This is a genomic window from Roseateles oligotrophus (genome assembly GCF_025717515.1).
GTDB classification, from domain to species: Bacteria; Pseudomonadota; Gammaproteobacteria; order Burkholderiales; family Burkholderiaceae_C; genus Paucibacter_A; species Paucibacter_A oligotrophus.
The window spans coordinates 520,208-542,508 of sequence record NZ_JAJIRN010000003.1 but is presented as its reverse complement, the minus strand read 5'-3'; the positions used below and the strand labels follow the sequence as shown (position 1 = coordinate 542,508).

At 63.7% G+C, this 22,301-nt stretch carries 21 protein-coding genes; 2 read left to right on the top strand and 19 right to left on the bottom strand.

Annotated features, from left to right (window positions below):
• Positions 1-3: 3 nt before the first annotated feature.
• The 8 genes from LNV07_RS08600 to LNV07_RS08565 are packed head-to-tail and all read right to left on the bottom strand — an operon-like array spanning position 4 to position 8,649.
• On the bottom strand, positions 4-1,071 hold the full coding sequence (locus LNV07_RS08600; RefSeq protein ID WP_263570767.1) for an acyltransferase family protein: 1,068 nt from the start codon (positions 1,069-1,071) through the stop codon (positions 4-6).
• Positions 1,072-1,093: 22 nt separating this feature from the next.
• A complete protein-coding gene (locus LNV07_RS08595) occupies positions 1,094-1,996 on the bottom strand; it encodes a glycoside hydrolase family 16 protein (RefSeq protein ID WP_263570766.1) in 903 nt (300 codons plus the stop codon).
• Positions 1,993-3,309: an MFS transporter gene (locus LNV07_RS08590; RefSeq protein WP_263570765.1), complete on the bottom strand. Its 1,317-nt coding sequence runs from the start codon at positions 3,307-3,309 to the stop codon at positions 1,993-1,995. Before LNV07_RS08590 ends, LNV07_RS08595 begins: the two co-directional genes overlap by 4 nt.
• A gap of 14 nt (positions 3,310-3,323) precedes the next feature.
• On the bottom strand, positions 3,324-4,799 hold the full coding sequence (gene nagZ, locus LNV07_RS08585; protein WP_263570764.1) for a beta-N-acetylhexosaminidase: 1,476 nt from the start codon (positions 4,797-4,799) through the stop codon (positions 3,324-3,326).
• A gap of 11 nt (positions 4,800-4,810) precedes the next feature.
• On the bottom strand, positions 4,811-5,821 hold the full coding sequence (locus tag LNV07_RS08580; RefSeq protein ID WP_263570850.1) for an SIS domain-containing protein: 1,011 nt from the start codon (positions 5,819-5,821) through the stop codon (positions 4,811-4,813).
• 31 nt (positions 5,822-5,852) lie between these two features.
• Entirely contained in the window at positions 5,853-6,977 is a 1,125-nt protein-coding gene (gene nagA, locus LNV07_RS08575) for an N-acetylglucosamine-6-phosphate deacetylase (protein WP_263570763.1), read from the bottom strand.
• A gap of 2 nt (positions 6,978-6,979) precedes the next feature.
• A complete protein-coding gene (locus tag LNV07_RS08570; RefSeq protein ID WP_263570762.1) occupies positions 6,980-7,711 on the bottom strand; it encodes a GntR family transcriptional regulator in 732 nt (243 codons plus the stop codon).
• Positions 7,712-7,716: 5 nt separating this feature from the next.
• Positions 7,717-8,649: a glucosamine kinase nucleotide-binding domain-containing protein gene (locus LNV07_RS08565; protein ID WP_263570761.1), complete on the bottom strand. Its 933-nt coding sequence runs from the start codon at positions 8,647-8,649 to the stop codon at positions 7,717-7,719.
• 234 nt (positions 8,650-8,883) lie between these two features.
• Here LNV07_RS08565 and LNV07_RS08560 point away from each other — a divergent pair, with 234 nt between their 5' ends.
• Positions 8,884-10,395: a GAF domain-containing protein gene (locus LNV07_RS08560; protein WP_397545540.1), complete on the top strand. Its 1,512-nt coding sequence runs from the start codon at positions 8,884-8,886 to the stop codon at positions 10,393-10,395.
• Here the strand turns inward: LNV07_RS08560 and LNV07_RS08555 are convergent, their stop codons facing one another.
• Genes LNV07_RS08555 through trpE form a run of 6 tightly spaced genes read right to left on the bottom strand, consistent with a single transcriptional unit; the run spans position 10,396 to position 16,054 of the window.
• Entirely contained in the window at positions 10,396-11,076 is a 681-nt protein-coding gene (locus tag LNV07_RS08555) for a uracil-DNA glycosylase (RefSeq protein WP_263570849.1), read from the bottom strand.
• A gap of 1 nt (position 11,077) precedes the next feature.
• Entirely contained in the window at positions 11,078-11,866 is a 789-nt protein-coding gene (gene trpC, locus LNV07_RS08550; RefSeq protein WP_263570759.1) for an indole-3-glycerol phosphate synthase TrpC, read from the bottom strand.
• 1 nt (position 11,867) lies between these two features.
• Positions 11,868-12,908 (bottom strand): anthranilate phosphoribosyltransferase, encoded by a 1,041-nt coding sequence (gene trpD, locus LNV07_RS08545; protein WP_263570758.1) that lies wholly within the window; start codon positions 12,906-12,908, stop codon positions 11,868-11,870.
• A 27-nt stretch (positions 12,909-12,935) separates the two neighbouring features.
• Positions 12,936-13,958, bottom strand: coding sequence for a low-specificity L-threonine aldolase (gene ltaE, locus LNV07_RS08540; protein ID WP_263570757.1), 1,023 nt, complete (start codon positions 13,956-13,958; stop codon positions 12,936-12,938).
• Positions 13,959-13,967: 9 nt separating this feature from the next.
• Complete coding sequence (locus LNV07_RS08535) at positions 13,968-14,552, bottom strand: anthranilate synthase component II (RefSeq protein WP_263570756.1); 585 nt, start codon at positions 14,550-14,552, stop codon at positions 13,968-13,970.
• Positions 14,553-14,554: 2 nt separating this feature from the next.
• On the bottom strand, positions 14,555-16,054 hold the full coding sequence (trpE, locus tag LNV07_RS08530) for an anthranilate synthase component I (protein WP_263570848.1): 1,500 nt from the start codon (positions 16,052-16,054) through the stop codon (positions 14,555-14,557).
• Positions 16,055-16,372: 318 nt separating this feature from the next.
• Between trpE and LNV07_RS08525 the strand changes: the two genes are divergently transcribed.
• The gene (locus tag LNV07_RS08525; protein WP_263570755.1) at positions 16,373-16,978 is read left to right on the top strand and encodes a chalcone isomerase family protein; all 606 of its coding nucleotides are present in this window, start codon (positions 16,373-16,375) and stop codon (positions 16,976-16,978) included.
• On the opposite strand, the gene gph is transcribed toward LNV07_RS08525, so the two are convergent.
• The 5 genes from gph to LNV07_RS08500 form a co-directional block, all read right to left on the bottom strand.
• Positions 16,975-17,652 (bottom strand): phosphoglycolate phosphatase, encoded by a 678-nt coding sequence (gene gph, locus LNV07_RS08520; RefSeq protein WP_263570754.1) that lies wholly within the window; start codon positions 17,650-17,652, stop codon positions 16,975-16,977. The genes LNV07_RS08525 and gph overlap by 4 nt on opposite strands.
• Before the next feature lie 62 nt (positions 17,653-17,714).
• A complete protein-coding gene (locus LNV07_RS08515) occupies positions 17,715-18,248 on the bottom strand; it encodes a DUF2894 domain-containing protein (RefSeq protein ID WP_263570753.1) in 534 nt (177 codons plus the stop codon).
• Positions 18,245-18,904 (bottom strand): OmpA family protein, encoded by a 660-nt coding sequence (locus tag LNV07_RS08510; protein WP_263570752.1) that lies wholly within the window; start codon positions 18,902-18,904, stop codon positions 18,245-18,247. Before LNV07_RS08510 ends, LNV07_RS08515 begins: the two co-directional genes overlap by 4 nt.
• A complete protein-coding gene (locus LNV07_RS08505; RefSeq protein ID WP_263570751.1) occupies positions 18,897-21,203 on the bottom strand; it encodes a coiled-coil domain-containing protein in 2,307 nt (768 codons plus the stop codon). The genes LNV07_RS08510 and LNV07_RS08505 overlap by 8 nt, the downstream gene beginning before the upstream one ends.
• Positions 21,200-21,808, bottom strand: coding sequence for a DUF3348 domain-containing protein (locus LNV07_RS08500; RefSeq protein WP_263570750.1), 609 nt, complete (start codon positions 21,806-21,808; stop codon positions 21,200-21,202). The genes LNV07_RS08505 and LNV07_RS08500 overlap by 4 nt, the downstream gene beginning before the upstream one ends.
• Between the last annotated feature and the right edge of the window lie 493 nt (positions 21,809-22,301).

Sequence of the window (22,301 nt, the reverse complement as noted above, 5' to 3'; positions counted from 1 at the left end):
AGCTTACACCTTGATAGATATGCCGCGCCGCTCCAGCACCCGCACGATCAAGGCCCACACACCCACAAACGCAAGCGCAAACGCCAAGGACTGGCCGAACGGCCCGACCATCGGCTCGAGCCAGCCAAAGGCGCCAGCGTACAGCGGCTTCATCAAGCCAAAGCCTTCCAGCACCACCGTGCACATCCAGGCGCCCGCATAGGCCGCGATGGCATTGACACCAAAGCTGCGCCCAACGGCTGGCCAGCCGGCCTTGTCGATCAATTGATGCGCCAGCCCCAAGGCCAAGGCGCCAAGGCCGCCGGTCCAGAGCACAAAGCTCGAGGTCCATAACTGTTTATTCAGTGGCAACCATTCGGCCCAGACCATGCCCAGCATCGCGCAGCCCAAACCCAATGCGATCAAATTGAAGATCTGGTCCCGGCGCAGTAGTTGGCCCGCCAACAAGCCCAGCAAGGCGGTCGACAAAGCGCCCAGCGTGCTGACCAAGCCCTCAGGATCGTGACCGACGCCGGTGGCCGCAACCCACTCGTAGCCGAAACGGCCAAACAGCACGCCATCCCAGCGCGACGCAATATTGCCAACTTTTTCAAGCGACCCGCCCCAGGTCAGCAGGCAGGCATACCCGATCAAAAGCGCCGCCAACAACAGCCACTGGGCGCGCGGTCGAAGGTAGATGGATACGAGACCCACGAAAGCAAAACACAGGCCGATGCGCTGCAATACGCCGGGGATGCGGAACTCGGGTTTATGCATCAACCACCAAGCCAAGCCATGCAAGACCAAGCCCAGCACGATGATGCGGCAGGCCCGTTTGATAACGGTTCGAGCCATCGCGGCGGTCGGCGCGCCGGACTCAATCCGCGCACCAAAGGCCAGCGCGATCGAGACCCCGACGATGAACAAGAAGAAGGGGAAAATCAGATCGGTCGGCGTCCAACCGTGCCACTCGGAATGCTCCAGCGGCGCGTAGACGAAGCTCCAGCTGCCGGGATTGTTGACCAGCAGCATGGCCGCGACCGTCAGGCCGCGCAGCGCGTCAACCGACGCGAATCTCTTGTTGACGCTCATCTTGAAGTTCTTTAACGGCGACTCAAAAATCGCAAAGACTGCTCAAGGCCGGGTTGGCGGCGGGCACGCTGTCGGTCTGAGTGAGACCTGCTGCCCTGAACTTGGCGACCTCGGCATTCACCTGAGCCGGGCTCAAGACCTCGTTGCGGGCGTGGAAGACCCAGTCGACATCCTGCTCATAACGGCGCGGCTGCTCGGTCTTGGCCAACAAGCCACCTGGCGAGAACCAGAGGTTGAAGTTGATCGACATCGGCGACACCGGATAGGTACGCCCACCGTGCGTGGCGATTTGCCGGCCATCGAGGAAGAGCTTCACCTTGCCTTCGCTAACCTGCATCATCAGCTGATGCCAGCCATCCAGGCTACCGAACTCTTCGTGCTGCTGGTTATGTGCCTGCCAAGGATTGAGTTGCACGGTCTGCCAGGCGATGCCGTAAAGCCGCGTCTTCTCGCTGCCCCATCCGCCATTGGGCAAATACTCCCAGTCCATCTCGCTGAATTCGGGGTCGAAATCATGCTTGAGTGGCGTCACCGCATAAAAGGTCTGAATCACCGGATCGCCGTCGACGCCGGCCACCGGTTGGTCGCTGAAGCGGATGCGGGCGGCATAAGTGCCCTCTAGATACTTGCGAGCGTGGCACAACTGAGCCTGCGTCGTGCCGGCGCCGCTGCCGTCGGTGCTGGCGCTTAGCCTCAAGAGCCGATTGCCTTTGCTGAGCGGATCATCAAGCAGACTGAATTGAGCTGCGCTCCAAGCCGCGCCCTCTACACCGGGGTGGCCGGCCTTGCTACGCGCCGTCCAACCCTTGGCCGACAAGGCGGCGGTGTCGGCGTAACTGAAGTCATCAAAGAAGCGCTCGGCCGAGGCCGCGGCTGCCAAGGTCGACGTGAGCAAGGCGGCAGCAGCGAGGAACAAGGCCTTCATGCTGCCGACGCGCCGTCAGACTCTTCCTCGTCCCGGATCGGCAAGATGCGCATCATCAGGAACACCGGCACGGCAGACAGCAGCACCCAGAGGAAGAAGTGCTGGTAGCCGATCATCTTCTGGATGTCGCCGCTGATGGATTTGAAAATCACATAGCCCAGCGCCATGAAGCCAGTGGCGATCGCGTAATGCGCGGTCTGGTATTTGCTCTTGGCGACGAACTGCATCATGAACAGAATCACCGCGACAAAGCCAAAGCCATAACCAAAGGTCTCCAGGCTTACGGCCAGCGAGATCGCCCACAGATCGGTCGGTTGGAACAGCGCCAGCAAATAGAAGGCCAGATTGGGCAGATTCATCGCCAGCAGCAACCACAGCATCGCCCGGCGCAGGCCCAACCAAGCGGTGAAATAGCCGGAGGCGATGCTGCCGGCCAAGAAGGCCAGCGTGCCGGCCGTACCGTAGGACAGGCCCACATCGGTGGTCGCCATACCCAGGCCACCCAACTCTCGGGCGTCCTTCATGAACAAGGGGCCCATTGCCTGCACCTGCGACTCGCCGGCGCGGAACAGCAAGATGAAGGCAATCGCCGTCCACACGCCCTTCAACTGGAAGAAGCTGCGGATCACGTCGCCCAGGGCGCCGGACACTTCAGTCGAGCCCATCTCGACGCTTTTGCGGGTGTCCGGCAGCGCCCAGACATGGTATCCGGCCAGCACGGCCATGGTCAGAGCCGCGATGGCGAAGACGGTCGCCCAAGCGACCACCGGACCGGCGCTCTTTTCCAGATGGCCGGCCAGAATCACCAGCCCGCCCATCGCAAACAGCTTTGAGCCATTGAAGCAGGTGCCGAGCCAGCCGGCCCAGACGGCGCGCTGCTTGCCGTTCAAGGTAGCGATGTAAAGCCCGTCGCAGACGATGTCATGCGAGGCCGAGGCAATCGAGGCCACCGCCAGCATCGCGATGCACATAACAAAGAAATTAGGCAGATTGAGCGACAAAGCGATCAGGCCCAGCGCGACGGCGCCGGTGGCCTGAAATGCGATCACCATCCACTTCTTGCTCGGCGCCAATTCCAAGAGCGGGCTCCACAGCGGCTTGAACACCCAGGCCAGACCCAGCAAGCCGGTCCAACGCGTGATGTCCTCATTCGAGACGCCCAGGCTCTTCAACATCAGCCCGGCCACCACATTGACCATGAAGAAAGGCAGGCCTTGCAGGAAGTACAGGCTGAGCACCCAAGTTGACGGGTTGCGCGCCTTGGCTGCGGCTGGGTTGAGGGCGGTCTTGGCGGTCAAAGTGGATGAGCTCATGAGGGGGTTCCGGGTCAGTCCAAATTCACGGGCGAAGTCGCGGTGGCGCTGGAGCGCCCTTCCAACCATGCTTTCAAGCCCGCCAAGGCGCCATCGGCATAACCCCAGGTCACAACGGTTGGGGCCGGCACGTCATGCGCCTGGAAGGGATTCCACAAGACCAAATGCAGGTCCGGCTGCCAAGCCTTTGCATTCGAGGCATAGCGCATGCGATGCGTCGAAGCGACGATATTGAGGCGACCATCCTGCGGCACCTGAGCCCAGTCCAGCGCCAGGATATCGTCGACATATTGAATCTGCGCATTCGGGAAAGCCGCAAACAGCTCGACGATTTGCGCGCCCAGCGGCCCCGCTTCCGAGACCCCATCGGTCGGCACCTCGGGCTGCACGAACACGCGCAAGGCCGCGTCCAGAGCCGGCGGCTTGGCGCCGCGCAGCGCCGTCAAACCGGCTGCCCATGCCTTGCGCATCAGGACATCATCGGCCTCGCGCGGCGCGCCGGCGTAGTCATCATGGCGCACCGGGTAGGCGGCGGCCAGCTTATCCAAACGAGCGCAGGCGATGCGGCCCTGCTCGGCCGTCAGCTCACCGCTGGCAAAGGCATCCACCAGCGCTTGGATCGACTTGCCCTGCTCTTCCAGATCGCCCTGGGCCAGGATCATGTCGGCGCCGGCCTGAATCGCCATCACCGCCGCACGGGCGTAGCCATAGCGCTCGAAGATTGCCTTCATCATCAGCGCATCGGTGATCACGACACCGTCGTAGCCCCACTCGATGCGCAGGATGTCGCGCAAAATCTTGGTCGATAGCGTGGCGGGATGATCGGGGTCGATCTGCGGGTAGACGATGTGGGCCGTCATCACCGCCGGCGCTTCGTCACGCAAGGCCTTGAAGGGACGCAACTCCAGCGCATCCAGCTCGGCGCGGCTCTTGTCCACCGTCGGCAAAGCCAGATGCGAGTCGACATGCGTGTCGCCATGCCCTGGGAAATGCTTGACGCAGCAGGCCACGCCTTCTTTCAGCGAGCCGCGCATCCAGGCACCGGCCAAACGCGTGACGTCATCGGCATCTTCGGAGAAGCTGCGCTCGGCGATGACCGGATTGGCCGGGTTGTTATTGATGTCCAGTACCGGCGCAAAGTTCCAGTTCACGCCAATGCTGGCCAAGCCGCGAGCGACCGCCGCGCCGACGTTCTCGGCCAAACCCTCGGCATCGGCCGCGCCCAGCGCCATCGCCGACGGTGCTTGCGGCAGGAAGGTGGCACGCACCACCGAGCCGCCCTCCTGGTCGAGGCCGATCAAGGCGGTCGGGCCCATCACCGCGCGCAGATCACGCGTCAGTTGGCGCACCTCTGCCTCGGTGCCGAGGTTCTTGCGGAACAGGCAGACAGCACGAACTTGGTTCTCACGCAAAAAGGCGGCGGTGGCGGCGTCCAGGGACTTGCCCTGGATGTCGACCATCACGAGTTGGCCGGGGTGGAAAGCAGTCATGGAAGCAGCAATCAGTTGGTCTTGGTGACTTTGGCCAGGTGTGGCGGCGAATCCGGGTTGCGGCCGCGCGCACGCGCCAAGGCTTCGACCATCGGGTAGAAGCTCTGCACCACCGCGATCGGGTCGAGATCTTCGTTGCCGGTGCAGCTCAGCGTTAGCTCGGCACCGGGTGTGCCGGCCGGTGCAGCCAGCAAAACACGGGCACCACGGCCGCGCATTTCTTCGGCCAGCGCCAGCAGGCCGGCCTGGGCCGGGCCGCGCGGTGCGAACACCAGCATCGGGTAGCCTTCTTCGACCAGCGCCATCGGACCATGCTTGACCTCCGCACCGGAGAACGCTTCTGCCTGAATGCCGCAGGTTTCCTTGAACTTCAGCGCCGCTTCCATCGCGATTGGCAGGCCGGTGCCGCGGCCGATGACGAATAGCTTGTCGGCGTCCTTCAGCACTTCAACGGCGACATCCCAGCGCTGTTGCGCGGCCTGCTCCAAGGCGGCCGGCAATTGCTCCAACGCGGCCTGCAGGTCTTCATCACCACTCCAGGCGGCAACGACGCGGGCGCCCGCGACCAACTGGCAGATATAGCTCTTGGTCGCGGCCACGCTCAGCTCTGGGCCGGAGCGCAGCGGGAAGACAAATTGCGCGGCATCCGCCAACGGCGAGGTCTCGGCATTGACGAAGGCCACCGTGCGGGCGCCACCGGCGCGGAAGAACTTGGTCGGCGCGACCAGATCGGGGCTTTGGCCCGATTGCGAAAACGCCAAGGACACCAGACCGTCGCAGACGATCTTGCTTTGATACAGCGTCACCAAGGACATCGGCAAGGAGGTCACCAAGCGGCCCATGCGCGCCATCATCAGATAGGCCATGTAGTGAGCGGCGTGGTCGGAACTGCCGCGCGCGACGGTCAGCAAGGTGGTCGGCGGCTGCTCGCGCAGGGCCTGACCCAGCTCGGCATAGGCGTTATGGTCCTGCGCCAACTGGCGGGCCACGGCGACCGGCGCGTTGAGCGCTTCTTCTTGCATCTTGGATGCGTATTTGCTGTCGGACGTGTTTTCAAACGAGGTCAATTTCTTCTCCTTCAACGACCACGCGCTGCAACTGCAATTCACGGTCCATCACCACTAAATCTGCCCAAGCGCCGACGACCAATTGGCCGCGATCACTCAAACCCATGTATTCGGCCGCGTAGGTCGAGACGCGTTTGGACGCGTCTGCTATCTCCAGCCCCAGCCAGACCAGATTGCGCAGCGCCTGGTCCATCGTCAGCGTGCTGCCGGCCAGCGTGCCGTCGGGCAGACGCACACCGCCCATGCATTTGGTGACGGTGTGGCTGCCGAGCTTGTAGTCACCATCGGGCATGCCGGCGGCGGCGGTCGAATCGGTCACGCAAAAGGTGCACGGAATCGAGCGCATCGCGACCCGAATCGCACCCGGATGCACATGCAGCAGGTCGGGGATGATCTCGGCATACCGGGCATGCGCCAGTGCGGCGCCGACCATGCCGGGCTCGCGGTGATGCAGGCCTGTCATCGCATTGAACAAATGGGTGAAGCCGCCGGCGCCTTTGTTGATGGCGGCCACGCCGTCTTCATAGGTGCCGGCCGTGTGGCCGATCTGCACCTGGAAGCCGGCCGCGCGCAGCTCGCCGATCAAGTCCAGCGTGCCGGCCATTTCGGGCGCCAAGGTGATCAGCTTGATCGGTGCCAGCGCGTTCAAGGCCTGAATTTCGGCCATGCTGGCCGGCTTGGCGAAGTCGGGCTGCGCGCCCAATTTGCCGGGATTGATGTAAGGGCCTTCGAGATGCACACCCAAAACACGGGCGGCGTTAGGCGCGCGCTCGCGGCACACGGGCCCAAGCGCGGCCAGCGCCATTTCGATCTCGGCCAGCGGCGCGGTCATGGTGGTGGCCAACATCGCCGTCGTGCCATGCCTCACATGCAGACGCGACATCTGCAGCGCGGCATCGCCGCCTTCCATGGTGTCATGGCCGCCACCGCCATGCACATGCACATCGATGAAACCGGGCAGCACGATGGGCAACTCCAGCTTGTCGTGCCGCACCTGGCTCTCGGTGACCGCCTCGCCCTCGATGCGGGTGATACGGCCATCACTGATCTCTACAAAACCGCGCAAGAAACCCTGCGGCGTCAGCACATAGCCGTCAATAAGCTGAGCCAAAATTACCCCTCGCGTCGCATCTCGGCGACAAAATCGTAGTAGTCGCTGCGGCAGTAGGAATGGGTCAGCTCGACGGCCAAACCGGACTCCAGATAGCCCACCCGCGTGATGAACAGCACCGCCTGACCGACCGGCACTTCCAGCAGGCCGGCCAACTTGGTGTCAGCATTGATGGCGCGGATATGCTGCAGCGCCCGCACCGGCGCCACACCCAAGGTCGCCAAATGCTCATAGAGCGAGGCCTGCACCGCCATCGGATCGGGCAGCACGGCCTCCGGCATCACCGTCACTTCGTAATTCATCACCACCGCATCGGCCAAGCGCAAGCGCTCCAGGCGCGCCACCCGCTCGCCGGTACCCAGCCCCAGGCTGAGTTGCTCATCCGGTGCCGCCGGCGTGAAGCCGCGCGCCAACCAGCGTGAACTCGGCTTGAAGCCGCGCTGATGCAGCTCTTCGGAGAAGCTCGTCAGGCGCGACAGCGGCTGCTCCAACTTGGGCGCGATGTAATTACCCGAACCGCGCTTGCGGATGATCAAACCTTGCTCGACCAAGCGATCGATCGCTTTGCGCGCCGTCACACGCGACAGCTCAAGCGACTCCGACAACACCCGCTCGGACGGCAACGCCTCATCGGCGTGGTACTCGCCCTGGCGAATTGCCTGCGCCAGCTTATGCGCCAACTGCATATACAGCGGCGACGCCGCATCCGGATCGGCTTTGAATTGGAAGGCCATGTTGTTCAGCTCTCTCTGCGTTGAAGTGCGCCGCGCACCAGGTGCAGACCGCCATCGGCCGAGTCCCCCTGGGGCGATACGCAGCGGGCGCGCAAGGCGCCGGAGAAATTGGGGGCCAAGCGCAAGGCAATACTGCCGCACAAGGCCAAAGGCAAACTTGCGTCGGGGTCCAAGGCCGCAGCCAATTTCTCCAACTCGAACACCGCCTCGGTCAAAAACCCCGCTGCGATGGCGTCATTGTCCGCACAATCAAATACCAGTGGCGCCAGGCTCGCGTAGGCATGCTGACCGGCCACGGCGCCCCAGGCGAGCATCGCCTCGGTATGCACACCCGCCACCGCCCAAACCGCTCGGGCCAAGCTGCCGGCCGGCACCCGGCCATCCATCGCCTGGCAAGCATGGCGCATTGCTTTCAAGCCCAACCAGGCACCGCTACCTTCGTCGCCGGCAATCCAACCCCAGCCGCCGGCCATGCCGCGCGAGCCATCACGGCGCAAGACCTCGCCGACCGAACCGGTGCCCGAGGCCACTACCGCACCGGGTTGGCCGGCATGCGCGCCCAAAACGGTGGTAAAGCCATCGTTATCCAATGCCAGCAAGGCATAGCCAGGCTGACGCGCCAAAAATTCGGCCGCCTGACTCGGCACGCCTGCGCCTGACAGGCCAAGGCCGATGGCACAGTCAATGGGCGCCAAGCCGGTCAAGCCCGCCTGCGCCGCTGCAGCCTCTACCGCCTGTTGAATATGGCGCCAAGCCTGCTCGGACCCTTGCCCCAAAGCAGAAGGTCCGGCATCACCCTGACCCAGGATCCGGCCCTGCAAATCGGCCAATCGGACCCTTGTGCCGGTGCCGCCACCGTCCACGCCAATCAAGAAGCGTGCAGCGCCATCCGCTTGGACAACAAGATGAGAGTGAGGAGAGTCGGGTATGGGCGTCATAGCGATACCAGTCTAATACCAAAAATAATGCCAGTCAATCAAACTGGCATTGGTGTTTACCTTAGGGTACAGAGAGAGCCGAGAGCGAAAATTGGTCTCTATCAGCTTCGGCCAAGTGCCGACATTGCAACGATTTGACTCGCTCGCACAGCACAGCGGCTATCCTTGCGGTTTTTGCGCAGCACCGTGCCGGCCAAGCCGCCCAGAACCTAGTCCCAGCCCCAAACCGTGACCATGCCAGCCGTGACCGAAGCCGACGCCGTTCTCATCGATGTTTTGAAGCGCATCTCAGCGCTGGCCCAGCGTCATCCCAATAGTGCGCTGCTGCGTCTGGCCGCACTCGAGCATTCGGCCAAGGCCGCCGGCCGCTACGCTGCGGCAAGCGACGCACTTTATGCGCGCTTCTATTTGCTCGAACATCGCGGCCGCGCCTTGGAGGCGGCCGCGGCGCTGGCCGAGACGCAGGGCGAGTTGGATCCCGACGCCTACCCGCTGCAAGCGGCGCGACTGCATGAGACGATGGGCCGCGTCGCCTATCAGCAGGGCGAATATTTCGAAGCCGCCGAGCATTGGAATCAGTCCGCCGAGTTGGCGGCAAGAGCCGGTGACGCTCGCGCAGGCGCCGCCGCACGCATCGGCCTGGGCCAAATTCATTACGCCTTTGGCGCTTGGGCGCGTGGCCGCGAGGTACACGGCGAAGCCGCGCAATTGCTCGGAGCCGCCGACGACAGCTATTTGGCCGCCAAACTTGCCCTGAATATCGGCGTCGGGCATTTTGAAACCCATCAACTCGACGACGCCGAGCGGCACTTCAGCCATGGTTTGGCGGCGGCGCGGCGCGGCAAACATCGCGAATACGAGGCCGAGGCGCATTGGCACTTGGCCCGCGCGGCACTCGCGCGCGGCCGCCTCGACTGGGCGACGGTCGATTGCCGCCTGGCCCTCAGCATCGCCGCCAAACTGGGGCACAGTTGGCTGGAAGCCGCCGCCAGCCGCACCTGGACGGACATTGCCTTGGCGCGCGGCGACCGTATCGGCGCCATCCGCAGCACCGAGCATGGGCTGCTGCTGGCCAACCGGATTCATTCGCGCCCTCAGCAAAGCCAGGCACATTTGCTGCTCGCCAAGTTGCTCGACCAGCAAGGCGACAAGGAATTGGCCATACCGCATCTCTGGCAGCATTTGAATCTGCAGGCCGAGATCGAGCGCCTCAGCAGCACGACGCGCCCCGGTTTTCCGAATCTGTATAACCCGGCCAAACAGGCCGCCGACGAACAACTGCTGAGCCTGTCCAACCGGCATTGGCGGATTCAAAGCAAGGCCGATTTATTGGCCGAACTGGAGCATTTATGCAAGGGCGCTCAGCAAATCATGGGGCTGGACCGGGTCCAGTTCTGGTGGATTGACGACAAGGCCAAAACGCTTGGCGCAAATTTCCCTAGTCTGCGTCGCCCGGCTCAAACGCAATACCTGGACTGGTTGGCTGGTTTGACCAAGCCTCAGGTGCTGACCACGCTGAGCAATCACCCCTGCAAGGTCGAGCTTGAGAGCCTGGCCGACGCCGCCGAAGGCATGCGCTCGCGTATCGAGTTAGCGCTCCACGTCAAAGGTGAGCCGATCGCCGTTTTATGGCTGGCGCAATGCCAGGAAAAACGAAACTGGACAAGCCAAGACCAAATGCAGGCCAGCCATCTGGCGCGATTGTTCGAGCTGGTGCTTAGCGCTGGCGCTGCGGATTTCGCCTGATCACAAGGCCCAGCTGATCGCCCGACCTCGCGCGGCCAGCCAATCCGCCGCCTGCGAAAAATGCCCACAGCCGATGAAGGGCGCAGGCGGACGCAGCGCCGACAAGGGCGAGGGGTGATTTGCCTGCAAGATCAAATGCTGCGGGCCGGCAGCGGCGATCAAGCCTGCCTTGGCCTGCGCATGCGCACCCCAGAGCATGAAGACCTTGGGCGCCGCATCGGCCGCGGCCGCAAGGATCAACTCGTCGGTCAAAGCCTCCCAGCCCTGTTTTGCATGGCTGGCCGGCGCACCGTCTTCCACGGTCAAGGCCGTGTTCAACAAGAGCACGCCGCGTTGAGTCCAAGGCAAGAGGCTGGCCGACATCGGCGGCTGCTGGCCCAAATCGCGCTGCAGCTCCTTGAAGATATTGCGCAGACTGGGCGGCGCTTTGACGCCCTCCGGTACCGAAAACGCCAACCCTTCGGCTTGGCCGCCCCCGTGATAAGGATCCTGCCCCAGGATCACCACGCGGGTCTGTGAAAGCGGCGTTAGGCACAGGGCCCGCAGCGGCTCGGGCGGGTAGATGGCGGCACCGGCGGCGGCGCGTTGCGACAGGAAGTCGAGCAATTGGCGGCCGACGGGGCTCTGCGCCCAAGCCTCGACGACCGGCCGCCAGCCCCCGTCAAGCTCGGAGAAATCCATCTCAGGCAAACACGGCCGCCAGTGCCGCGCCTGGATCCGGGGCCCGCATGAAAGCCTCGCCGACCAAGAAGGCGTGGACGTTTGCCGCCCGCATCTTCATCACGTCGTTCGCGCCCAGAATGCCCGATTCGGTGACCAGCAAACGATCGGGCGGCACCCGGTCGAGCAAGCCCAGCGTGGTGTCCAGCGTCACGTCAAAGGTGCGCAGATTGCGGTTGTTGATGCCAACCAAGGGCGTCCGCAAGCGCAAGGCCCGCTCCAACTCCGCGCCGTCATGCACTTCCACCAGCACGTCGAGTTTGAGGCTTAAGGCCACCGCTTCGAGGTCGGCCATCTGCGCGTCGTCCAGGCAGGCAGCGATCAGCAAGATGCAATCGGCGCCCATCGCCCCGGCCTCGAAGACCTGGTATTCGTCAACCATGAAGTCCTTGCGCAAGACCGGCAAGTCGCAAGCGGCGCGCGCCTGTTGCAGGTAAGCCACCGAGCCCTGGAAGAACTGTTCATCGGTCAGCACACTCAGGCAAGCCGCGCCATGCTTGGCATAACTCTCGGCAATAGCGGCAGGCGCAAAGTCGGCGCGCAGCACACCCTTGCTGGGCGAGGCCTTCTTGATCTCGGCGATCACCGCACTTGTGCCCGCCGCCACTTTGGCGCGCAGCGCGGCGGCAAAACCGCGTTGATCATGCCGAGCCTCGGCCTCTTCGCGCTGGCTGGCCAGCGAGCGCTGCTTGCGCGCCAATACAAGCTCTTCATGTTTGACCGCAACGATGCGGCGCAGGATGTCGGACATATCAGGCTCGGCTCAAGGTTTGCGTGGCGCCGACAAACTGATCCAGCTTGGCACGCGCCGCACCCGAGGCAATCGCCGACCGCGCTAACTCGATGCCGCTTGCGATCGAGTCGGCCACATTGGCGGCATACAGCGTTGCCCCCGCATTCAGGATCACGATGTCACGCGCCGCGCCCTCTTCATTGTTCAAGGCGGCTATCAACATCAGCCGCGAGGCCTCTGGCCCGTCCACCTTCAGCGTTCGGTTCGAGGCCATCGCCATGCCGAAATCCTCCGGGTGAATTTCGTACTCGCGCACTTCACCGTTCTTCAACTCGCCGACCAAGGTGGTAGCGCCCAGCGAGATCTCGTCCATACCGTCCTTGCCGTAGACCACCAGCGCATGTTCGGCACCGAGGCGCTGCATCACGCGCACCTGAATGCCGACCAGATCGGGGTGGAACACACCCATCAGGATGTTGGTCGCGCCGGCCGGATTGGTCAGTGGACCGAGGATGTTAAAGATGGTGCGCACACCCAGTTCACGCCGCACCGGCGCGATATTCTTCATCGCCGGATGGTGGTTGGGGGCGAACATGAAACCGATGCCGGTCTGCGCGACCGAGGCCGCCACCTGCGCCGGCGTCAGCATGATGTTGGCGCCCAGCGCCTCCAAGACATCGGCGCTGCCGGTCTTGCTGGAGACGCTGCGGTTGCCATGCTTGGCGACTTGCGCGCCGGCGGCTGCCGCCACAAACATCGAGCAGGTCGAGATATTGAAGGTGTGAGCACCGTCACCGCCGGTGCCGACCACATCGACCAGATGAGGGTGGGCCGACGTCACCAAGGGCACCTTGGTCGACAACTCGCGCATCACCTGCGCGGCGGCGGTGATCTCGCCAATGGTTTCCTTCTTGACGCGCAAGCCGGTCAGCAAGGCCGCCGCCATCACCGGCGACATCTCACCGGCCATGATGCGGCGCATCAGTGTCAGCATTTCGTCGTGGAAAATTTCGCGGTGCTCGATCACGCGGGTCAGCGCTTCTTGGTCGGTAAATGGCATCTTGAAGTCCTGTCCTATTTGTTCTGCTTATCCAGCGAAATATTCGCGCATGGCGGCGATGGTTTGATCCACAGCGGCCGCATCCACATCCAGGTGAGTGACAAAGCGCAGCTTGTAGAGGCCGGTCGCCAAGACGCCGCGCGATTTCAAATGGTCGAGCACGCCGGCCGCCTTGGGGCCAGCCACATCAATAAACACGATATTGGTCTGCGGCGCCTCGACCGTCACGCCGGCCAAGCCTTGCAGTCCAGCCGCCAGACGCTTTGCCAACACATGGTCGTCAGCCAAACGCGCCACCTGATGGTCAAGCGCGTAATGTGCAGCCGCCGCCAGCAAACCGGCCTGGCGCATACCGCCGCCCAGCATCTTGCGCCAACGCTTGGCTTGATGGATAAAGGCGGCCGAGCCGCACAAGACCGAGCCGACCGGGGCGCCCAGCCCTTTGGAGAAGCAGACCGAGACGCTGTCGAAATGCTGCGTTATCTCGCGGGCCGCGACATAGGGGTCGCCACCGGCCGCCACCGCCGCATTGAACAGGCGGGCGCCGTCCAGATGGCGCGCCAGCCCATGCTTCAAGGCCAAGGCCGAGGCATCGGCCAAATACGACAGGGGCAGCACCTTGCCGCCGATGGTGTTCTCCAGCGTCAGCAGCCTCGTGCGAGCGAAGTGCACATCGTCGGGCTTGATATGGGCCTCGACCTCGGCCAGCGACAGGCTGCCATCGGGCTGATGATTCAGCGGCTGCGGCTGGATCGAGCCCAAGACCGCCGCGCCGCCACCCTCCCAGCGATAGGTATGGGCGAACTGGCCGACGATGTACTCGTCGCCACGCTGGCAATGCGCCAGCAGCGCGCACAAATTGCTTTGCGTGCCGGTCGGCATGAACAGCGTCGCCCCGAAGCCCAGGCGCTCGGCCAGCGCGAGCTGCAAGGCATTGACGCTGGGATCGTCCCCGAACACATCGTCGCCCAGCGGGGCGGCCGCCATCGCCGCACGCATCGCCGGCGTCGGCTGGGTCACCGTGTCGCTGCGGAAGTCAACAACTCTCATGGCCTGCGCCTACAGAGCCAAGGTCAGAAAATTCTTCAGCATCGCATGGCCATGCTCGCTGAGGATAGATTCCGGGTGGAATTGCACGCCTTCCAGCGGCGTTGCCGTGCCGGCCAGATCGCGGTGGCGCACGCCCATGATCTCGCCGTCTTCGCTGCGCGCAGTGATCTCCAGCACCTCGGGCATTGAAGCCTCCTCGATCACCAGCGAGTGATAGCGGATGACGCTGAAATCTTTGGGCAGGCCCTTGAACACGCCCTTTTGATCGGTCGTGATCGTGCTGGCCTTGCCATGCATCTGGCGCTGCGCGCGGATGATCTTGCCACCCAGCGCCGCACCCATGCTTTGGTGACCCAGGCAGACACCCAGAATCGGCAGCTTGCCCATGAAGTGCTGGATCGCACCGACGCAGATGCCGGCCTCGGCCGGCGAGCATGGGCCGGGCGACAGCACCAGATGATCGGGCTTCATCGCCTCGATCTCGGCCAGCGTGATCTCGTCGTTACGGGCCACGCGCACCTCGGCGCCCAGCTCCCCAAAATACTGCACCAAATTGAAGGTGAAGCTGTCGTAGTTGTCAATCATCAGCAACATGATCAGAACCCTTCCTCAACCAGTTCAGCCGCGCGGATCAAGGCTCTGGCCTTCGCCTCCGTTTCGGCCCATTCCAACTCGGGCACCGAATCGGCCACCACGCCGGCTGCCGCCTGCACATAAAGCGTCTCGTCCTTGATGATGCCGGTGCGGATGGCGATGGCCAGATCCATATCGCCGGCAAAGCTCAGGCAACCGACCGCGCCGCCATAGATGCCACGCTTGACCGGCTCCAGCTCATCGATGATCTGCATCGCGCGGATCTTCGGCGCGCCGCTCAGCGTGCCTGCGGGAAAGGTGGCGCGGAACACATCCAGATTGCTCATGCCATCTTTCAGGAGCCCTTCGACATTGCTGACCAGATGCATCACATGCGAATAGCGCTCGACCACAAAAGCATCCGTCACCTTGACCGAGCCGGTCTTGACGATGCGGCCGATGTCATTGCGGGCCAGGTCGATCAGCATCAGGTGCTCGGCCAACTCCTTGGGGTCGGCCCTCAACTCGCGCTCAAGGGCCAGGTCTTGCTCGGGCGTACCGCCGCGCGGGCGCGTGCCGGCCAAGGGGCGGATGGTGACCTTGTCGCCCTCGGCCGAATGCTCCTGACGGACCAGAATTTCCGGCGAGGCGCCGACGATCTGGAAGTCGCCCATATCGTAGAAATACATGTATGGGCTGGGGTTCAGCGAGCGCAGCGCCCGGTACAGACTCAGTGGCGATTCGGTGTAACGCTTGCGCAGGCGCTGGCCAATCTGCACCTGCATCATGTCGCCGGCGGCGATGTATTCCTTGGCCCGCAAGACCGCGCTCAGATAGTCGGCCTTGGCGAATTCGCGCTCGACCGGGTGCGCCTGGCCGCGTTTGACCAGCGGCGCCGAGACGCTGTAGGCCAGTTTGTCGCGCAGTTCCGTCAGGCGCTTTTGCGCCTTGAAGAAGGCCTCGGGCTGGCTCGGGTCGGCATACACGATCAAATAGAGCTTGCCGCTGAGGTTGTCGATGACCGCCAACTCCTCGCATTGCACCAGCATCACATCGGGCGTATCGATGCCGCCGGCCATCTCCGTTTTAGCGAGCTTGGGCTCGATATAACGCACCGCGTCATAGCCAAAATAGCCGGCCAGGCCACCGCAAAAGCGCGGCATGCCGGGCCGCAGCGCGACCTTGAAACGCTGCTGGTAGGCGTCGATGAAGTCGAGCGGGTTGCCGCTGTGGCTCTCGACCACTTGGCCGTCGCGAATCACTTCGGTGAGTTGCCCGTGGCTCTTCAGCACGGTGCGGGCCGGCAGGCCGATATAGGAGTAGCGCCCGAAACGCTCGCCGCCGACGACAGACTCCAGCAAAAAGCTGTTGCGCCCACCTTGGCCGCCATAGGCGCCGGCGCCCGAGCAGAGCTTCAGGTAGAGAGAGAGCGGGGTTTCCAGATCGGCGAAGGCCTCGCTGATCAAGGGAATGCGGTTATAGCCCAGTGCGGCCAGGCTTTTGAATTCAAGTTCGGTAATCATCAAGTCAAACCCTTGCAGGTGGGCGCCGCTCATATTGGGCGCGCCTCAGAAACAGGGCGCTTGGGCAGTCCGGGCTCTACAGAGCGATCACCGGCGGAGCTCAAGCGTCATCAAACGAGCAGCGGGCGGGCGGCGCCAGGGCCAGGCTCCCCGGTCGTGAGACCCTTTGATGAAGTTGCGCGTGATGAACATGATGAATTCAGTGTATCAGCCCCATGTGACGTCTTGCGCAGACAGCGGACCCGGCTTGGTTGCATACTTCGCTGGCACGTGGCTTGATGCACGGGCGCGATCGAACTCAATAAACGGAGCGAGTCAATGCGTGAATTCTTTTTTGCAGCGGTGCTGGCGCTATGTCTGCAGCAGCCCTTGACCGCTCAGGCACAAACGGTCGAGGTCTCCGGCGTCAAATATGAGCAGACATTCAAGCTCGCCGACCAAGCGCTGCAACTGAACGGTGCCGGCACTCGCTACAAGGCCGTGTTCCAGGTCTACACGGCCGGGCTCTACTTGAGTGCCAAGGCCAATACGACCGAGGCGGTGCTGAGCGCCGCCGGGCCGAAGCGACTGCATATCGTGATGCTGAGGGAAGTTGACGGCAATGAACTCGGCCGCCTCTTCACCAAGGGCATAGAACAGAACGCGTCGCGCGAGGAGTTCAGCAAGGCGATCAACGGCGTGCTGCGCGTGGCCGAAATCTTCTCCAGCCGAAAAAGCCTGACGGCCGGGGAGCATTTCTCCATCGACTTCATCCCCGGCACCGGCTCGGTCGTGCTCTTGAACGGCAAGCCACAGGGTGCGCCGATCAAGGAACCCGAGTTCTATTCGGCACTGCTGCGCATCTGGCTGGGCAAATCGCCGGCCGATGATCAACTCAAAGACGCCTTGTTGGGCATCGTCAAAGAGCGCCGCGGGCGGTCTTAATTCAGGCTGATCTGGTCCAGCCTGTCCACATATTGCTGGGCCGGTACATTGCGGATCGGCTCGCCGTGGTTATAACCATAACTGACCAATACAACGGAGCAACCGGCCGCATGCGCCGCCTGCGCATCGTTGCTGGAATCGCCAATCATCCAGGTCCGCGCCGGCGCCACACCGAGGGCCTCGCAGGTCATCAGCAGCGGCAATGGGTCCGGCTTCTTGCGCTCGAAATCGTCACCGCCGAAGACCTTGTCGAAGAACCCGGCCAGCCCCTTGAGCGCCAGCAATTCGCGCGCAAAAGCCGCGGGCTTATTGGTCAAGCAGGCCATCGGCAGACCCAAGCCGCGTAGCCGCTCCAAACCCTCGCGCACACCGGGGTAGACCTCGGCAAACTGACCATTCAAGGCCCGGTACTGCTGCTGGTACAAAGCCCAGGCGCGCTCGTACAAGCCGGCGTCCCCGCCAACTTGAGCCAGGCATGTGCGGATCAAATGCTCGCTGCCGCGCCCCACGGTCAACTCGACAAATGCACGGTCCACCGTCGGCAAGCCAAGCTCACTCAGCACCCGCTCAAGCACCGCCACAAAGTCGCCCAGGGTGTCCACCATGGTTCCGTCAAGGTCGATGATGAAGGCTTGCGGGGCGGTTTGGTGCGACGGAATAGAGTTCGGAAACATGGAATAGAGGTCGGAAAAATTGACCCCCATTCTGACCTACCGAAAGGAATAGAGGTCGGATGTCACCGACGCCGTTCAGGCGCCTTCTTCTTCGCTGTTCGCGCGGGTTTTTCGGCCTCACCTGCAGCCTGCATCAGCTCCAAGGCGGCGATCGCGTCCATCTGCGCGAGCAGCCTGTGCAAATAGTCCGGCGCCAGCAGCTGAATTTGCTGGAGCACGCGCGTCGCCAAGGCCTGGCCATTGAGTGGCCCCAGATGCCCGGCGACCGGCGCATGGAGGTCGGCAATGCTTCGTGCGACGCGCAGCTCGCGCCAGGTGTTTTCGTGGATGCGCACTTGGCGCAACTCTGGGCTCGCATCAAACTCCAGCAAGGCGAGCAATTCGGCCAAGGGATTGCCGAGCGCAGGATAGTGCTGCTTCTGATGCACCAACGGCGCTCTCGACGCGCGCTGCCGTATTGCCACAATCAGCTTGTCTCGCAGCGCGCCTTGAGGCTGGGCTGCCGCACGCAGGGCGAGTGCGTGCAGCATGCGCCGGCGCACCGGGTCTGCTCGCTGCGCAGCGACCCAATTGACAGGATCCTCGATGAGGCTCACGGTGCAGACGCAGACACGGCCGGTGCAGCTGCTCTCCGTGGCCGCGGTGTTGGGGCGATTTCTACGCGACGATTGAGCGCACGCCCGGCCGCCGTGTCGTTGGGCGCAACCGGTTGCTGTGAGCCGAATGCGGCAGAAAAAACCGCATCGGGTGGAAGACCGTCCGCCAACAAGGCCCGCGTCACGTTGAGCGCCCGCCTGGCAGACAGATCCCAGTTGTCGGCGAACTGCATGCCCGCCACGACGCCCCGGTCATCGGTGAAACCGCTGACCATCAGGATCTCATCGCGCTGCGCGAGGTAGGTGCGCAGCGGCGTTGCCAAGGCACCTAGCAGCGCACGGCCCTCGGCGAGCAGTTGGTCCGAACCCGTCGCAAAAAGCACCGCACTGTTGATGCCGATTCGACCTTCCACCAGCGTGATACGGCCGTCCGCAAGCGGCCCGGCCAAGGCGCGCTCCAGCGCTTCCCGGCGACTTTGCTCGGCCATGCGCTGCTGCACTTCGGCTTGCAATCGGGTGGCGAGATCCAGCTGCCCAACCAGGGCCGCGGCAAGCACCAGCACGAACGCGCCCAGCACACCGGCCATCAAGTCGCCAAAAGCCGCCCAAGCGGGAGCGGCAGTGCTTTCATGCTCGATCTCCAGTTGCTCATCCATGGGCCGCGGCGCCTTGCAGCGCATCCAGGATTTGCTTCTGCGAGCCCAGGCAGAGGTCGATGACTTCGCGCGCCTGGGCCACGTAGTAGCCCAGTTGGTCATCGCTGCGCGTGATCGATGCCGACATGCGCTCCTCCAGCGCAGCCAGGTGCTGCACGAGTTGGGCGTTAGCGCCCTGGAATTGCTCAATCGCCTCGCCGAAGCCTTCGCCCACGCTGGCGACGTCGGCAGCGCTGGCCGCCAGATTTGTGGCCGCATCGGCAAGGGCCTGACCCGAGGCCTCGGCAAGCGTCGTGAAGCGCTGACCCAAGGCCTCGATCTGAATGGCCGATCTATCCACCAGCGAATCAATCGCGGCGCGCTGCTCGCCCGCGGCTTGCTGCAGCGAGGCGAGCAACGTCGATACCGTCCCCATCAGTTCGGACCGCTCAAGCAGAGCCGCGCGGTCCTGGGCCTGACTTTGGGCGAGCTGCTCGCGCAGTGCGACGACGACCTCTACGGCAGCGCGTGGCGCTGCACCAGCGGCTTGCAGCACTGCGCCGGCCTCGGCCAGCGTCCGTTGAGAAGTGGCCTCGGCCTGTGTCACCAAGCTGCGCGTGTTCGCCAATAGGTCATCGGCCAGTACTTGCTGCTGCTGCAACTGCGTGGCTCCAATCGAGGCCAGCTCAGCGCGCCATGCCGCAAGCTGCTGCGCGTCATGGGTTCGCTGGCTGGCCTGCAAACGCGTGAATGCATCGGCCAGGCCGCTGACGCCGGCCTGCGTCTGCTCGGCACATAAGCCGGTGATCTCGGTCAAGGCCTGCTGCACGCGGCTTGCGCTGTCGCGCTGCAGTTGCAAGGCTTCCTCGCGCTGCAGGGCCAGCAGCCGCTCGACGCCTTCGCGCTGTTGGCTGATGGCAGTCGCATCGGCCAAGGCCTCGGTGCGGCGCTGAGCGTCGCGCTCGGCCAGCAAGGCGAGTTGACGGGTATGGCCATCCGAGACCCGGTCCAGCAAGGCCTGCGTCTGCTCGGCGAACCGCTGGGCGGTTTGCGCAACAAGCTCTCGTGCTGAGGCTTGTTGCCCGGCGAGCGCGCCGAGCTGATCTTGCAGCGAGGCCCAGCGTGCTTGATCTGCATCAGCCTGCGCGGCTTGCTGGCGGGTGGCCATATTGTCCAGCGCCGTGAGCGTCGCTTGCGAATCCGAGGCCCAACGCTGCCCCTGGAGTTCCATCGCGCGCTGCGAGGCCGCGCCGGCATCTTCCAGCAGCTGCAGCGCCAGCTCTCGCTGCTGGCGCAGCGCTGCGGATTGCGCCTGCGCGGCTTCTCCATGTTGATGTGCGATGCGCTCGGCCCCCGCCTCGAAGCGGCTGCTGACTGCGCTCAGTTGATCGGTTACTGTGTTTCCGACGCGCTCATGCAGGGCTGCAGCTTCGCGTGCTATTGCCGCCATCGCCGCCGTTGCGGCGGGTTGAATGGCAGCGCCTGCCTCCCGCGCGGCTTGCGCAAGGCTGTTGCGCAAGGTGGCGTCGACATTGCTGGCCAAGGCGGCATAGGCTTTGCTGGTTTCGCCGTGGAATTGGCTGTTCTGCGCAGCAAGTTGTTCAGCAATGCGCTCGGTGAACTGTTGAAGCTGGGCGACCATCTCAAGCTGCTTTGCCTTGTCGCGCTCGATCGCAGCCGAAGCAATAGCTTGCTGCTCGAGCTCCCGCCGATGTGCAGACGTCATAGGGCGCAGCCGCCCCAAAATTGCGCCATCCAGCAGCGCGCCAGCGGCCGCGCGCTCCCTGCGAGCGAGGGCCACCATCAGACCCAACATGGCCGAGCCGGCGACGCCAGCCACGCTGGCACTGAAGGCCAGGCCAAGGCCCTGGATCGGGGCACCCAGCGCTGAACGCAAAGCGGCCAGGTCAGCGGAGGCGCCCAGTGCGCTGGCCGTGCTGCTCAAGGTGATGACCAGGCCAATGAAGGTGCCGAGCATGCCCAGCAGCACCAGCAAGCCTGCAAGCGCCGGCGCCAATGCCAAGCCTGGGAGGCCGACGCGCTGGCCATCCAGACGCATCTGCACAGCGCCGCGCAAAGCTGGGGGCACAGAGGCTATCCAATCGTCGGGCACCTCACTCTCTGTGGCCGCTGCCAAACCTCGGCTGTCGCGGCGAAAGGTCGCCAGCTCCCACGCGCCGATGGCAAAGAAAACAGCAATCAGCCCCGCCATGGCCATTGCGACGGGGTGGTTCCTTGAGGCGGCCAAGCCGGCGCCGGCTATGCCGGCCAGACCGGCAGCCATGGCGATGGGGTAGAGGGCGTTGAGAGATCGGTTCATGGGGGAATGTGGGTGCTCAAGGCCTCAATGAGGCCCAGCACGGGTTGAAGTTTTTGGTCCAGCTCGGCCCGCAGCAATCGCTGCAGGTCTGAGCAGAGGCGGGCGCGCCAGCGCAGCGGATCGACGGCGTAGTGCTTGCGTGCTCGCGTCTCCAGCAAGGCGGAAAGCCCAGCCATGGCGCGCAATTGGGGCGACGCCATCGCGCGCTCGATGTAGTCGTCCAACTGAGCCAGCCTTGCGAGTTCGTCGGAGGCGCGCGCAAGGCTGGCTCGCAGACGCATTCGGAACGCGGAGGTGCGACTTTCGATCACGCGCTGCTGCTGAGTGAAATGCTGCAAATAGGGAACAAGCAGCTCCGTGAGCGATGCGCCATCGGATATGGATTCGGACTCGCATGCCAGCTCGGTGTGATTGAAGCTTGACGCCAATTCGGCCTGGAGCCGCTCCAGCTCGGTGCTCGCCCAATATGTGGACTCGGTTCGAGCAGCCTCAGATGCAGCTCTCCCAGGGGGCGTGGCCAAAACTTGGGAGATTTCGATGGCATCCGCCCACCCGAACCAGGCCCCCAGCCGTGCAGCAGCCGGCGTCGGGGAGCCTGGCGCCATGCTCCATTGCCGCAGCAAGCGAGACAGCGACTCGGGCGGGAATGGCGGGGATGGCGAGAAAGGCGGTATGGGCTTGGAAATAGGTTGCATTCGGTGAAGCCGACGCCTGCGCTCATGCAGCTGAAAATAGGGGATTTTAGAGAAGGACCGCCGCACCTTGCACGAGTGCACGGCCAGGCGTACGCGGATTCAACTACAAGCGCCCTGGACGAACGGTGCGTTCAAAGCGGTTCGCTCAGTGAAAGACCCGGCTCGTGGGCGGTATGGAATGCTTTCCATACCGGCCAGTTCCCGTCATTCAGATATGCAGAGCAGGCGGCAACAAGGCGCCCATTGAGGGCACCCAAAGTGCCGACCTCTACCTCAACGATGCAGCGGCTGTTGTCATTGGCAGTCGAGAGGCCGATCGCGATCCCAGCCTGAACGCGCATCCGGGGCAGCCCCCGTGACAGAGACGGGGCGGAGGGGTCTTGAGGCGCCCGCTGGCTGCTGC